The sequence below is a fragment of the Pseudoalteromonas sp. J2K-J031 genome, from assembly GCF_058197095.2.
Map to the genome: position 1 here is coordinate 467,030 of NZ_CM200279.1, position 14,957 is coordinate 481,986.

Here is a 14,957-nt window from a genome sequence, read left to right on the forward strand (position 1 = left end):
TCACTTTTCTCTGTGCTTTTAAGCGATTAAAATTGCGTAGCTGAAAATTATATTGTTGACCTCCTAAGTCTAGTGAGGTGCTATTTTTAATAAAGAAGGAATAACATGACTAAACCTGTTGTATTAAGTGGTATTCAACCAACTGGTGGAATGACGATTGGTAATTATATTGGTGCAATCAACCAGTGGCTTACGTTGCAACAAGATCATGATTGTTTCTTCATGTTAGTTGATTTACATGCGATTACGGTTCGCCAAGAACCTGAGATGCTAAGGCAACGTGTACTTGATGGTATTGCACTTTATGCTGCTTGTGGTATCGATCCTGACAAATCAGCTTTATTTGTTCAATCTCAAGTACCAGAACATGCCCAGCTAAGCTGGGTTTTAAACTGTTATGCGCAAATGGGCGAATTAAACCGCATGACGCAGTTTAAAGATAAATCTGCTAAAAATGTCAATAACATCAATGTTGGTTTGTATAGCTATCCGGTATTACAAGCGGCTGATATTTTACTTTATCAGGCTGATCAAGTCCCTGTGGGTGAAGATCAAAAGCAGCATTTGGAATTAACACGTGACATAGCAAATCGCTTTAATAATTTATATGGTGATGTGTTTAAAATTCCAGAACCTTATATTCCTCAACTTGGTGCTCGCGTTATGAGCTTGCAAGATCCAAGTAAAAAAATGTCTAAATCAGATGAAAACCCAAATGGTTACATTATGTTATTAGACGAGCCAAAACAGATTGAAAAGAAATTAAAAAAAGCAGTGACTGATTCAGACGAGCAAGTTCGTATTTATTTTGATCCACAAGAAAAAGCGGGTGTATCAAACTTATTGACTTTACTTTCTGTGGCAACAAAACGTTCAATTGCAGACTTGGTGTCTGATTATGAAGGTAAAATGTATGGTCACTTGAAAAAAGATACAGCTGATGCTGTGGTATCTATGATTGAGCCAATTCAGGCGCGTTTTAAAGAAATTCGTAACGATCAAGCTTTATTAAATCAAATCATGCGCAGTGGTGCTGATAAGGCTGGTGAGCGTGCTGAAAGGACGCTTAAAGCTGTCTATGATGCTGTAGGATTTATTCCTCGCCAGTAAGTGAGTTTAGTAAAGATAAAACCAGGCTGAGTGTGCCTGGTTTTTTATTTTTTGGAGCAAACTTTATGTTGTTAATGATCGATAACTACGATTCATTTACTTATAACCTAGTGCAATATTTTCAACGTCTTGATCAAGAAGTGGTGGTCAGGCGTAACGATGAAATTGATTTGGCTACAATTACTCAATTAAAGCCTGATCATATTGTAATTTCTCCAGGTCCAAAGTCTCCGACTCAAGCCGGAATTTCGTTAGATGTGGTGACTCATTTAAAAGAAACCTTTCCTATTTTAGGCATTTGTTTGGGCCATCAAACCATAGCGCAAGCCCTTGGTGGGGATGTTATCCGTGCTAAAGAGGTGATGCATGGTAAAACGTCAGTGATTGAGCATAACAATCAAGGTGTTTTTAAAGGGCTCGCGAATGATTTGACTGTTTGTCGGTATCACTCTTTAGTTGTCGCACAGGCATCGTTACCTAAAGAATTAGAAATCACAGCATGGACGCATGATTCCCAAGGTCAGCTTGATGCCATTATGGGATTGAAGCATCGTTTTTTACCACTTGAAGGGGTTCAATTTCACCCAGAGGCAATTTTGACGCAGTCAGGCCTAGAATTGCTTGCCAATTTTATTCGCGCTTATTAGATAAAAGACTCAGTTATCTTCTTCAGGTTCTGACATTGCAAACGTGATTTATTCGATTAAGCTTGACCTCTTTAGCTTAGGCTTACGTTGCATGAAAAACAGAAGAGGATTTTAGCTTTCTTTCTAATGCTACTTTGTGGATTCTAGCGCTTTTATTCTTCTGTATTCGTTATTATATGGGCCTAAAGTGGTCATTAAAGATAGAATTTGCTGCAATATCACGAATATTTACTTTGTTAACAAAATTAATATAAAAAATTATTGGTATATTAATGCATTCTTGAATGATGATGCTAAATCAAGCGGTAATGTGCTGTGTTAGGGCTTACCCTGATCTAGGGATAAATACTTATTCATATTCATTGAAATATTATCTTATCCTTTGTATATAAAGACTTATAGCGCTGTTTGTCGCAAGACTTTCAGCAAAAATTTTGAAATAATGACACTCAAATTAGTAATCGTTTTAGTGCTAAAACTGTACAACAGATAGTTAACTGTTTCGTTATCTGTCTTGTTTGTACTCATAAATAAAGGAAAAACAATGACAGTAAATCGTGAATTATTCGACGAAGTAATGGTACCTAACTATGCACCATCTGCAGTGATCCCTGTCCGTGGACAAGGCTCGCATGTTTGGGATCAAGCTGATAATGAATATATAGATTTTGCAGGTGGTATTGCTGTTAACTGCTTGGGTCATTGTCATCCTGCCTTAGTCAATGCACTAAAAATTCAAAGTGAAAAGTTATGGCATGTTGCCAATGTTATGGCTAATGAGCCAGCTATCCGTTTAGCTAAAAAGTTAGTGGATGCAACTTTTGCTGACAAAGTGTACTTTGCCAACTCTGGCGCTGAAGCAAATGAAGCTGCGCTAAAGCTTGCGCGTCGTTTTGCTCTTGATAATTATGGCGAACAAAAATCTCAAATTATTGCATTTAATCAAGGCTTCCATGGTCGAACTTTCTTTACTGTTACGGTTGGTGGTCAAGCAGCTTATTCAGATGGCTTTGGGCCAAAACCTGGCAATATCGATCACTGTAACTACAATGATTTAGCGGCATTTGAAGCGTTAATCTCAGACAACACCTGCGCGGTTATGCTTGAGCCGTTACAAGGCGAGGGCGGCATAATTAGCCCTACGGCAGAGTTTATTCAAGGCGTGCGCGCATTATGTGATAAACACAATGCATTACTTATTTTTGATGAAGTGCAAACCGGCGTAGGCCGCACAGGTCATTTATATGCATACCAAGGTTTAGGTGTGACTCCTGATATTCTAACCACAGCAAAAGCATTAGGTGGTGGTTTTCCAATTGGCGCAATGTTAACAACAACAGCGATTGCTAAGCATTTAAAAGTTGGCACTCATGGTTCAACCTATGGTGGAAATCCATTGGCGTGTGCTGTTGCTGAAGCTGCTTTTGATACTGTGAATACTCCTGAAGTATTAAATGGTGTAAAAGAAAAAGAAGCGTTATTTCGCCACTTATTTAGCCAAATTAATGATAAGTACCAAGTGTTTAAAGAAATGCGTGGCGAAGGGTTATTGCTAGGTGCGGTTGTATCTGAGCAATATCAAGGTAAGGCGCGCGACTTTATGTTGGCAAGTATTGAGCAAGGTTTAATGGCGCTGGTTGCTGGAGCAAATGTGGTGCGTTTTGCGCCATCGTTAGTGATCCCTGAAGCAGATATCCGTGAAGGTATGGCGCGTTTTGAAAAAGCCGTAGCTCAAGTTGTTAACGCACAATAATTATTTTTTGATGAGCAAGCATGTACTGCTTGCTCATTTTATACCGTCACTGAATTTAAAAGAGTAAGCGCGTTTATGATGATCATTCGCCCAATCCGAAAAGATGATTTTCCCGCTCTGCTAGAAATAGCCGATGAGTCGGGTCATGGTTTTACCTCTTTACCGATAAATGAAGAATTATTAACAAAAAAAATAGCTCGTTCAGAAGCCTCATTTGCAAAAAATGTATCGCAACCTGAAGATGAGGGTTATTTGTTTGTTATTGAGGATTCGATAACCAAGGAAGTGGCTGGCACTGCAGCCATTGAGGCTGCCGTCGGATTAGATGATGCATTTTACCATTACCATTTAAGTAAAGTGATCCACTCATCACGTACGTTACATGTATATAAAGCAGTTGAAATTTTAACTTTGTGTAATGATTACACGGGGGCCACTGAGCTGTGTACTTTGTTTTTACGTGATAAATACCGTAAAGATGGTAACGGAAAATTATTATCGAAGATGCGTTTTATGTTTATTAAAGCACATCAACAGCGCTTTGCAGATACAGTGCTTGCTGAAATGCGAGGCATTTCTGATGACAGTGGTCGTAGTCCTTTTTGGCAATGGCTCGAAGAGCATTTCTTTTGTATGGATTTTCCAACGGCTGATTATTTAACCGGGATAGGCCAGAAAATATTTATTGCTGAATTGATGCCAAAATACCCGATTTATGTCAATTTATTAAGTAAAGAAGCTCAGGCTGTTATCGGCCAAGTGCATGATAAAACTCGCCCTGCAATCGAACTATTAAAAAGTGAAGGCTTTACGTTTAATGGTTATGTCGACATTTTTGATGCAGGTCCTACCGTTGAAGCTAAAGTGAATAATATCCGCACAGTTCGTATCACGGAAAAGCGAAAAGTGGTTATCGGCAAAAACCCAGGTGGCCGCCAAATGATGCTATCGAATGATGGCTTGGTTGACTTTAGGGCAACCTTAGCGGATTTACAGGTCGCACTTGATTCAAACGAAATCGTTATCTCACAAGAGATAGCCGATGCTTTATTACTTGTTGCAGGCGATACGCTCAGTGTCGCTGCACTTTAAGTTATAGGAGAGTCTAAATGTCTCATGCAGCTCAATTTATTAATGGCCAATGGCTAGAAGGTCAGGGGGCACTTTTTAGCTCTTTAGATCCGGCAAAAAATGCAGTTATTTGGCAAGCCAATGCTGCCGATGCAGCGCAAGTAGATATTGCAATTCATGCTGCTCGAGAAGCATATTATGTTTGGTCTGATTTAACCTTCGTAGAGCGTTTAGCCATTGTTAAGCAGTTCGCAAAGCAGTTAGAAGCAAATAAAGAGCAGTTAGCGCAAACAATCGGTCTAGAAACGGGTAAGCCATTATGGGAAACACGTACTGAAGTTGCAGCCATGATAGGCAAAGTGGCTATTTCTGAAAAAGCGTATTTAGAGCGAACTGGTACAGTTGAAAACCCAATGCCACAAGGAAAGGCATTTATTCGTCATAAAGCACATGGTGTTGTTGCTATTTTTGGACCTTATAATTTTCCTGGTCACTTGCCTAATGGCCACATTATTCCTGCATTATTAGCAGGAAATACCGTGGTATTTAAACCTTCAGAGTTAACCCCTTTAGTTGCTGAATTAACGCTTAAGCTTTGGCAACAGGCGGGTTTACCTGCTGGCGTTATCAATTTGGTACAAGGCGAGGTTGAAACTGGTAAAGCACTTGCGTCACATCGAGGGATCGATGGCTTATTTTTTACTGGTTCATCTCGTACAGGTCATTTTATCCATCAACAATTTGCCGGTCAGCCGGGTAAAATTTTAGCACTTGAAATGGGTGGAAATAACCCTTTGATAGTTAAAGATGTGGCTGATACCAAGGCGGCTGTTCACGATATTATTCAATCGGCATTTATTTCAAGTGGCCAACGCTGTACGTGTGCCCGAAAGTTATTTTTAAGTGCCGATCAGCAAGGTGATGCAATATTAGCATTACTTTTAGAGGCAACTGAGGCTATCAAGGTTGGTCATTTTGATGATGAAGATCAGCCTTTTATGGGATCAATGATTTCTGAGGCAGCGGCATTATCAATGGTTGCTGCGCAGCAGCAGCTAGTATCGCTAGGTGGTAAAATCTTAGTTGAGCTTAAGCACACAGCAGGTACAGGTTTTGTGACACCAGGGATTATTGATTGCACTGATGTGGCTGACTTTCCAGATGATGAGCATTTTGGCCCATTATTAAAAGTTTTCCGCTTTACTGATTTTGATGCTGCGATTGCAAAAAGCAATGATACCAGTTTTGGTTTATCGGCTGGTTTATTAAGTGATAATCAAGCTGATTATGAACACTTTTTGCGCCGTATTCGTGCCGGTATTGTCAATTGGAACCGCCCGATTACGGGAGCGTCAAGTGCAGCACCATTTGGTGGTATTGGTGCATCAGGTAATCACAGAGCAAGTGCATTCTATGCTGCAGATTATTGTTCATATCCTGTTGCTTCTGTTGAACTTGAGCAAGTGAGCTTGCCACTTAATCTAAGTCCAGGCCTCAGTTTATAGATTTAAACTATTCATAAAAAAGCAGCTTAGGCTGCTTTTTTGTTTTATATTGATTGCTAGTAATTACAGGGTCTTTCTGCTTAAATAACTAGCAAAGCTCCCACAAATTGAGATAGGAATATTTATGGTCACAAATACGCAGGGTTATGATGACCTCATCATGTACTTAACTCAGCACTTATCTTTATTTGAAAAGCCAGGACAAGTTGCGCCAGGTGCACCTACGGTCATTTCATTTATAGAAGATGATATTGCTGAGCAAATCATGATTTTTTGTCAGCAGCATAAAGGTTTGGACACAGAGCAACGTAGCATTATTGTTCGTGAAATAGATGGTATTGTTTACGATTTACAAGAAGTGCTCTCTGGCGTGATTAATCAACCTATTACTATTGAACAAAAAGAATTTATTGATGAGTTTGCATGTTTGGTGAAAAACTTATTTGATTCGGCGGTTGCTGATTTGAATGTTTAAAAAATAGCAACAGCCAGATATATATCGCTTTTTAGTTGCACTCTAAAGTCAAATCCATACACTCTGCTGTTAGCCGTAATGGCTTTGTAATTATAAGGAGAGTGCTATGCAAGCAAATGTAAAATGGGTTGACGGTGATACGTTTATTGGTCGTTCTGCTTCAGGGCACAACGTAGTCTTTGATGCAGGCCATGACAGTGCCGCACCAAGCCCAATGGAAATGGTGTTAATGTCTGCGGGATGTTGCTCTTCAGTTGATGTGGTCAGTATCTTACAAAAATCAAAACAAAAATTTACCAACGTCGAAGTGCAACTCACAAGCGAAAGAGCTGAGTCAGCCCCTCGTGTATTTACAAAAATAAACTTACATTTTGTCGTGACAGGTTATAGCGTATCTGAGACGCATGTTGCACGTGCAGTTGAACTATCAGCCGAAAAATATTGCTCTGTGGCACTGATGTTAGATAAGACGGTTGATGTCACCCACAGTTTTGAAGTGGTTGAAGCATAATAGCCGAAAAAAAACTTTTTACTGGTCGTGTATTCGTATAAAATCCCCAGTCTTTTTAATGCTGCTTCGTGCAGATTACTCAGCCAGAAGTGAGGGTGGTTTATCGTGAACGAACCATTTACCAAACTTAAGCTCCATGGTTTTAATAATTTAACTAAGAGCTTAAGCTTCAGTATTTACGACATTTGTTATGCAAAAACTGAGCAACAACGTAAAGAGTATATTGAGTATATTGACGAACAATATAACGCTGATCGCTTAACTGATATTTTAGGTGAAGTGGTTGATATTATTGGTGCAAATATCTTAAATGTTGCACGCCAAGATTATGATCCTCAAGGTGCTAGCGTCACAATTTTAGTTTCTGAAGAGCCTATTATTAACGATGTTGATCAAGACGAAAAACCTGGTCCTTTACCTGACTCAGTGGTTGCGCATTTAGATAAAAGCCATATTTGTGTGCATACTTATCCTGAATCACATCCACATGATGGGATCTGTACGTTTCGCGCTGACATTGAAGTGTCGACGTGTGGCGTTATTTCACCACTTAAAGCGTTAAACTTCTTAATTCATTCTTTAGAATCGGATATTGTGACTATCGATTATCGTGTGCGTGGATTTACTCGTGATGTCAATGGAAAAAAGCATTACATTGACCATGCTATTAATTCGATTCAAAATTTCATGACAGCAGATACGCGTGATGCCTACCAAATGGTTGATGTGAATGTGTACCAAGAAAACTTGTTTCACACTAAAATGATGTTAAAAGAAACGGATTTAAATACCTATTTGTTTGGTATGACAACCGATGATTTAACTCAAACTGAAGAAGATGAAATTCGCGCAAAATTAACGCGCGAAATGCAAGAAATCTTTTATGGTCGTAATTTACCCGACCCAGTTAAAGTTTAAAGAAAAGCTGCTTTTGCAGCTTTTTTGTTGCTCAGTCAGGTTTACAGTTTGTCTAAAGTAGCCAGCTTTGCTGGTTATTGTTGTATTATTTAATTGCTCAGGCACGGTAAGAGTTAAATAGGCAAGCCGCTTGGGGCTAAACTGGCTAATCCCCGCTTTTTATTGATGATATCTTCAATCAAAGGGCGTAATAATAATTCCATTGCTAAACCCATTTTTCCGCCCGGCACTACCATCGTATTACGACGAGACATAAAGCTGCCATCAATCATTTGCAGGTAATAGGGGAAATCAACATCTTCAATACCGCGAAAACGAATCACAACAAAGCTTTCATCTAATGATGGAATATCTTTAGCGCTAAACGGGTTAGACGTATCAACCGTTGGCACCCGCTGAAAATTAATATGGGTTCGTGAAAATTGTGGTGTGATATGGTTAATGTAATCATCCATACTGCGAACGATAGAGCCCATTACAGCTTCTCGGGAATGCCCGCGCTCAGTGGTATCGCGGATCATCTTTTGGATCCACTCTAAATTGATAATTGGCACCATGCCAATGAGTAAATCAACATGCTTAGCAACATCGTGATTTTCATCCACTGCACCACCATGTAGACCCTCATAAAAGAGAATGTCGGTATGTTCTTCTAGTGGTCGCCACGGTGTAAATGTGCCGGGAAGTTGATTGTAAGGCACGGCCTCATCAAAAGTGTGAAGGTAGCGGCGTGTTTTACCTGTACCGGTAGCACCATAACTGATGAAAAGTTCTTCTAATGCACCAAAGTCATTCGCTTCAGAACCAAAATAGCTAATGTGACGGCTTTCTTGCTGCGCTTCACGAATTTTCTTATCCATTTCGGGCCGAGTATAACGATGGAAGCTATCACCTTCTACAAAAGCGGCTTCAATATTTAAGCTACGAAAAATATGCTTTATTGCATTTGTTGTAGTGGTCGTGCCAGCACCAGAAGAACCTGTAATTGCAATAATGGGATGTTTAGCGGACATAAGGTTACCAATAAAGTGAGTCAGACTTTTATAAAGCTATGTTGTCAGAAGGTCAAGCTTGTTAAGAATATAATGGCTGTGATACAACAAGTAATGGGATAGTTAATCTGATGAAATCATGAAAAAAATAATAATATGCAGCGCTCTTATTAGTATGTCAGCTTGGGCGGCAGGCCCGATGGGGAGTGATATTTTTCTTGTCGACTTAAAACAAAATAAAGTAAAAAGCGTCGAAAATATCACGAAGCGATTAGGTTATGATAATCAGCCTTTACTGACTACTGAGGGCGTTTATTACACTGCGAGGTTTGAGCAAAATCAACGTTGGCAAACTGACATTATGTTTTATGACTTTTTGACCAATCACACTAAAAACGTCACCCAAAGTGATGTCAGTGAATATTCACCGACACTGATGCCTTCTTCATCTACACTGTCAATGATTGTTGTAGAGGCTGATGGGGCGCAAAAATTGTGGTCTTATTCATTAACCGATGCGAGTGAGCGTCAGCGCCTTTTCGAAACAATCGCACCAGTGGGTTATCACGCTTGGGGTAAAGATAAAGAGCTCGTGATGTTTGTTTTAGGTGAGCCGCATACTTTACAGTTTGGGCAACTAGGTAAAGAAACCACAAAAGTGATTGCCCACGATATTGGACGAACCTTAACTTTTAGTGATAGCACTGAACGCTATACTTTTAGCCTGTACGAGAATGGTGCGCATTGGGTCACACAATTTAATGCATTAAATGGGCAAGTTGATAAATTATTGCAGTTACCACTTGATGTTGATTATTTTGCGTGGCGAGAGCAGCAATTAGTATTTGCAAAGCAATCAAAGCTTTATACTTGGTCAGCGCCTCAAACCACTCCGAAGCTATGGCTTGATTTATCGGCTTATTGCCAAACCAACATCACACGGCTTAACTTTTCAGTGGATGGTAATCAATTTGCTTTTGTGTGTGATGAGTTAGCGGTGGAATAACCGTAGGGCAAGCGATGTATTTAATGAAGGAAAGAGGCCAATCATTTGGCCTCTTTAGTAAGTAACCTCAGTTCTAGATTACAGCGTTTTTAAGTAGCTATTTACAGAGGCTACTTCTCTAATGCGAAGGTTTATACAGTCAGTGACGCTTTCGTTTAGTTTGCTTAATGAGCGAGCAAAACCGGCAACCTCTTCTACTTTTGGTGTAAAAAATACCGTTGTTTTGTCTAAATCAGCTTGGCTACAACCACCGCCTAAATAGTTTGGCAAGCTTGGCAGAACAAATGGCGGCAGCTTTTTACTCACTTGCGCGTAATTATCCATAACCCATTGCTGAAATAATGCTTTGCGTTCTTTTTTGTATAAGTTGCCACCCATCACATAACGCATATCCGAAGCGGTTACTTTATCACCCAAGGTGTAATTAAGCGCCTCAGTTTGAAGTGCAGGTGATTTGAAATAACTTAAGTTAACCAATAAATTAGTTCTTTTTTCAGGATCTTGGGTTGTTTCAAAAGCAGTTTGATATGCTTTTAATAACGCAGCATCACCATTAAAAGCGGCAATTTTTAAATATGTGCCAGCTAAATATGGGTCGACTTGTGTACTGTCGGCAAGGTAGCGTTGTGCTTGTTGTTTTGCTGTTGCGATAATAGCGGGATCTTGAGCTTCAAATGCCAACAAACTCACTAGCTGTGGGCGTAATTTGCTGATAGAAGGATCTTCATTTTTTGCAGCGACTAAACCGTATTTGGTAATGGCATTTTGTGCTTTAGCGCTAATATATTTTTGCCATAACGCTTCATTACTTTCATCGATAAAGACGCCTTTTTGTGACGCAATATAACCAAGTGCCATACCAACTACGCGAGGATGAGCATCATCAATAAATTGACCTAATGTTTTTAATAAGTCGCCACCTGAAAGTAAACCTGCACTTAATAGGGCGTCTGAACTTGAAATAAAGGCGCGTTTTTCACGTGGCGTTAGCACTTTTTCTGCATTAGCTAGTAGCGCATTTAATTGTGGTGTTGGTAATACCCAGCGATAGTAACCCATGGCGTTTTCATCTGGATAAATCCATTCTGGTTCAAAGTCTAATTGCACGGTTTGGCTTGGCTTATTAAGTAAAATTTTAGCTGTTTTTACTTCATCACCACGACCATATTTTATTGCAACTGGTACTGTCCATAACTGTGCGGGAGCATCAACCCCCGCATTGACAAAACGAGTTTGTTTGATGGTGAGCTTGGTTTTGTCTTGCGTGATATTGAGTAATGGGAAAGACGATTGCTCAATAAAAGATTTTAATACGCTGGCCACATCTTGTTTTGAGCTTTTTGCCAATGCAGTCCAAAGATCCGAGGCTTCGGCGTTCTTAAATGCAAATTGTTGCATGTAAGCTTGTATACCTTGCTTGAAGGCCTCTTCACCAATCCAATTTTCCACCATGGATAACACGGCGCTGCCTTTTGAATAAGCAAGCCCAAGGCCATCCATAATATCGGCTTCGGTTTTAATTGGCTTGCGGATGGGTTTGGTTGATAAACGCGCATCAGTATCCATCACATAATTTTGCGGCAGGCTTAAATTAGATTCAAATTCAGGAAAGAGTTGGTGCGTTACTTTTGCCGCCATCCAACTGGCGAATGCTTCATTTAGCCATAAGTCATTCCACCATTTCATCGTTACTAAATTGCCATACCACTGGTGAGCTAATTCGTGGGCAATCACAGAAGCAGAGCTTTGTTTGGCATTTTGATTCGCATGGGCTTCATCAATAAGCAAAATATCTTCGCGGTAAGTAACTAACCCTGCATTTTCCATGGCACCAAATGGAAACTCAGGTACGGCCACCGAATCGAGCTTTGAGTAAACATAAGGAATCCCAAAATATTGCTCTAAGGCATTTAAAATCGCAGGCATGTGCTTGGCTGCATAGTCGGCCAGCGCAATTTTACCTTTTGTCGTAATTATATTGCCTTCAATTGGCATTCCTTTGACGGCGATTTGTTCAAATTCACCGACCGCAAAGGCAACTAAGTATGAAGGTAGCGGTTTAGTGGTTGCAAAGTGATGCGTTGTTTGGCCGTTGTTACTTTCTTGTTTAATAGCTTCGGTATTCGCAAATACCTTAAGATTGCTTGGCGAGGTAATCGTTAATTGAAAAGGAATTTTATATTCAGGTTCATCAAAAACGGGAAAAGCGCGGCGCGCGTCGCTCATTTCAAATTGAGTGAATAAATACGGGGTGCCGTGATCAATGGTTTTATATAACCCAACTGATTGCTTGTTAAATGGCGCATCAAAATCAATCGTTAAAGTATAATTACCCGGTTTAATCTCATGAGCACAAATAAGTTGTACTTTTCCGGTCTTGAGCGCATTGGCGGTCATTGTACATTGGCCATCACCATTGAGTTTGATTAACTTTGCATTGTAGTCCTCACCATTGAGCTCAATAATGTTTGTTTTTGTTAGTACTTCAAGCGTAATAGTGGTTGAACCTGAGAACTGTTCTTGGTTTGGGTCTAAAATTAGCGAGACGCTTTGAGCGCTTGGTTTAGCGAATTTTTCGATGACATATTCATTGGCGTGCGCGCAGATACTGGCGGAGGCCATTGCCAAAGATAGTGCGCTCAGGGTGAGCTTTTTCATACGTTCCCTTAATTTATTGTTATTGTTCTGGATTATTAGAAAAAAGACTATGCCAAGGCATTGTTGCTTTGTCTAGTTAACCTGAGCTTTGGTTAAGAGATTTACTAACGTATTGATATTGAATTGGTAGATGTTTTTTCAAGTCTGTAGCCGCTGGAGATAAATTTATTATCCAGAGCTCAGGTTAGTTACGTACTGAAAGTTGATTTGAATTTATCATCGGTAGGGGGGGGGCGCATATTAGGGTTTTAAACGGTTTACAAAACGCTTCCATGTAATACTTGGATTTAGTTGCCGCACGCCAAGGACAATAGTGTGAAGAGCACTTAAATCAAGCGTATTTGTCGCTTGGTATTCATTAAAACCTAATAGGTAATTAAAAAGTTCTTTTTGTTTTATTTGCATCGCGCTGATGCGGATATGTTGTTCGAAATTGATACGAAATGAACTCATCGCCACTTTTCGACCATCGTGATCAATATTGGGGATGCCACATTTTTGTAAATATCCTTGGCGTTCGCCTTCACCAGAAAACCAAATGCGCGCTTTTTCGCTATATCGGCCACTTTTTGATGGTAAATCATGCAGTAAGCGGGCGTTGTCACTTAAAGAGTTTACGTAGTCATTAAAGCCGGCTTGCAGTAAACCTGGGTGAATCGGGATAAGGCGACTTTGTATTTTGCTGTTGGTGTGGAAGTTAAAAAACCAACCGTGTTCGGTTTTAATAATATCTTGGGTGGTTAAACAGCCAATTTCATCACTGAATGCACCGGTGTAGTAAGCGAGTAAAGGCAGCCAAAAATGCCAATCTCTGGCTTGCTCTTTAATCACTTTATGATCGGAATAAATATAGCCACTAAACAGAGCATGAAGCTCCATTGCTGTGAATGGTCGCCGACCTAGGTGTGTTTTCAAATTAATATCGCATTAATAAATTGAGAGCGATATTATTTTAAACTCAAATTGGTGGAATAACCTATTAAAAATATTTATCTTTTAACCAACCATATTGGTAATAAGCGGCTTGGCCTAAGCGCCTAAATTGGGCAAAAGGAAAAGTAGGCGCTGCAGTTTGGTATAAGGGCAGTTCCGGAACTCGTTCTCCTGCTAGTTGCTGCGCCAGCCTAAATCCTGCTTGCGCGCTAAACGCGACGCCAGAACCACAATAACCGATGCTATAGGCACTGCCATTTTGATTAATCACATGTGGCATATCATCAAGTGCGGCAGCAATCCAGCCACTCCAAAAGTAATCGATGTTTATTTTAGCGAGAATAGGAAAACAAGTTGCTAAAGCTGCGGTTAAGTTAGCTTGATAACGAGGTTTATCTTGATCTTGCCCCCGAACCGCGCCACGGCCACCAAACAAAATGCGATTATCGGGCAATAGTCGGTAGTAATATTTAAGTGTACGAGTATCCATAGTAACTTGATGGGTTTTAATACCGGTAATTGCTAGCTCTTCTTTTGTGAGTGGGCGGGTAACTAAAATATTGCTCAAAATGGGGAGGTAGCGATTGGCAATGATGGCGTTATTCTTTTTATTATTATAAGCATTGCCAGCGCAGACAACTTGTTTGGCGGTAATGGTAGCGTGCTCTGTTTCAAGGGTGTGTTGATTGTTTTGTTGCTGCCAACTTTTAACTAAAGTGCGCTCAAAGACATCGACACCGGTTTTTTTTACCATATCACCATAGCCAAGCACTAATTTAAGAGGATTGATCCCAAACCCATCGTCAAGGCGCAGCGCGCCATAAGCTTGATGGTTAATCATATATTCTTTTTTTAGCACATCAGGAGACAAAAACTGCGCATTGCCACCTAAATTAGCACTTATAAATTGGCTTTGGCTCTGTAATGAATGTAATGCTTTGGCGTTGTGGGCAATTTTTAAATACCCATATTCTTGTTTGTCGCAGTTAATTTGATGCTCTGAAATTAAATCTTCAACACGTTGTACGGCTTGGCTAAATTCATGGTAAATACCTTGGGTAATTGGCATGCCCCATTTATCGGCCATTTGCCGATAACTCAGACGACCCGATCCCTTGAGTATAAAACCTGCATTGCGACCGCTTGCACCAAAGCCGATTTGATTGGCCTCGAGGACACAACAATCAAGGTTATATAATGTACTTAAATAATAAGCTGTGGTTAGGCCCGTGAAGCCGCCACCAATAATTGCGATATCAACCTGACGATTTTGTTTTAATGGCGTATTTGCTGGTGGATAGTCGATGGTGCTGGCCCAATAGCTCTTTGCTAATGGAGCGCTGCTACAATTTTGAGAAATGAGAGGATCATAGTGCAT

General features: G+C 40.1%; 13 protein-coding genes. 9 read left to right on the forward strand and 4 right to left on the reverse strand.

The genetic code is table 11. The annotated features are described in order from the left end of the window. The first annotated feature begins 105 nt into the window (after positions 1-105). From trpS to speD, 8 genes are all read left to right on the forward strand, one after another. A complete protein-coding gene (gene trpS, locus AC3KZC_RS02190; protein WP_490579990.1) occupies positions 106-1,110 on the forward strand; it encodes a tryptophan--tRNA ligase in 1,005 nt (334 codons plus the stop codon). Positions 1,111-1,175: 65 nt separating this feature from the next. After that, on the forward strand, positions 1,176-1,757 hold the full coding sequence (locus AC3KZC_RS02195; RefSeq protein WP_490579991.1) for an anthranilate synthase component II: 582 nt from the start codon (positions 1,176-1,178) through the stop codon (positions 1,755-1,757). Between the two features lie 544 nt (positions 1,758-2,301). After that, positions 2,302-3,510: an aspartate aminotransferase family protein gene (locus AC3KZC_RS02200; protein WP_490579992.1), complete on the forward strand. Its 1,209-nt coding sequence runs from the start codon at positions 2,302-2,304 to the stop codon at positions 3,508-3,510. A 75-nt stretch (positions 3,511-3,585) separates the two neighbouring features. After that, a complete protein-coding gene (astA, locus tag AC3KZC_RS02205) occupies positions 3,586-4,602 on the forward strand; it encodes an arginine N-succinyltransferase (protein ID WP_490579993.1) in 1,017 nt (338 codons plus the stop codon). 17 nt (positions 4,603-4,619) lie between these two features. Beyond that, positions 4,620-6,086: a succinylglutamate-semialdehyde dehydrogenase gene (gene astD / locus AC3KZC_RS02210; RefSeq protein ID WP_490579994.1), complete on the forward strand. Its 1,467-nt coding sequence runs from the start codon at positions 4,620-4,622 to the stop codon at positions 6,084-6,086. 124 nt (positions 6,087-6,210) lie between these two features. After that, a complete protein-coding gene (locus AC3KZC_RS02215; protein ID WP_490579995.1) occupies positions 6,211-6,561 on the forward strand; it encodes a DUF3802 family protein in 351 nt (116 codons plus the stop codon). A gap of 106 nt (positions 6,562-6,667) precedes the next feature. Beyond that, positions 6,668-7,072, forward strand: coding sequence for an OsmC family protein (locus AC3KZC_RS02220; protein ID WP_490579996.1), 405 nt, complete (start codon positions 6,668-6,670; stop codon positions 7,070-7,072). Between the two features lie 105 nt (positions 7,073-7,177). Then, complete coding sequence (gene speD, locus AC3KZC_RS02225; protein ID WP_490579997.1) at positions 7,178-7,990, forward strand: adenosylmethionine decarboxylase; 813 nt, start codon at positions 7,178-7,180, stop codon at positions 7,988-7,990. A gap of 113 nt (positions 7,991-8,103) precedes the next feature. Here speD and AC3KZC_RS02230 read toward each other — a convergent pair whose 3' ends face one another. Beyond that, positions 8,104-9,003: a phosphoribulokinase gene (locus tag AC3KZC_RS02230; protein ID WP_490579998.1), complete on the reverse strand. Its 900-nt coding sequence runs from the start codon at positions 9,001-9,003 to the stop codon at positions 8,104-8,106. A 118-nt stretch (positions 9,004-9,121) separates the two neighbouring features. Here AC3KZC_RS02230 and AC3KZC_RS02235 point away from each other — a divergent pair, with 118 nt between their 5' ends. Further along, the gene (locus AC3KZC_RS02235; RefSeq protein ID WP_490579999.1) at positions 9,122-9,988 is read left to right on the forward strand and encodes a TolB-like translocation protein; all 867 of its coding nucleotides are present in this window, start codon (positions 9,122-9,124) and stop codon (positions 9,986-9,988) included. 78 nt (positions 9,989-10,066) lie between these two features. Here AC3KZC_RS02235 and AC3KZC_RS02240 read toward each other — a convergent pair whose 3' ends face one another. The 3 genes from AC3KZC_RS02240 to AC3KZC_RS02250 all read right to left on the reverse strand — a co-directional run bounded on the left by AC3KZC_RS02240 (position 10,067) and on the right by AC3KZC_RS02250 (position 14,957). Continuing rightward, the gene (locus tag AC3KZC_RS02240) at positions 10,067-12,646 is read right to left on the reverse strand and encodes a M1 family metallopeptidase (RefSeq protein WP_490580000.1); all 2,580 of its coding nucleotides are present in this window, start codon (positions 12,644-12,646) and stop codon (positions 10,067-10,069) included. A gap of 240 nt (positions 12,647-12,886) precedes the next feature. Next, positions 12,887-13,561, reverse strand: coding sequence for a site-specific integrase (locus AC3KZC_RS02245; RefSeq protein ID WP_490580001.1), 675 nt, complete (start codon positions 13,559-13,561; stop codon positions 12,887-12,889). A 64-nt stretch (positions 13,562-13,625) separates the two neighbouring features. Continuing rightward, on the reverse strand, positions 13,626-14,957 hold the full coding sequence (locus AC3KZC_RS02250; protein ID WP_490580002.1) for an NAD(P)/FAD-dependent oxidoreductase: 1,332 nt from the start codon (positions 14,955-14,957) through the stop codon (positions 13,626-13,628).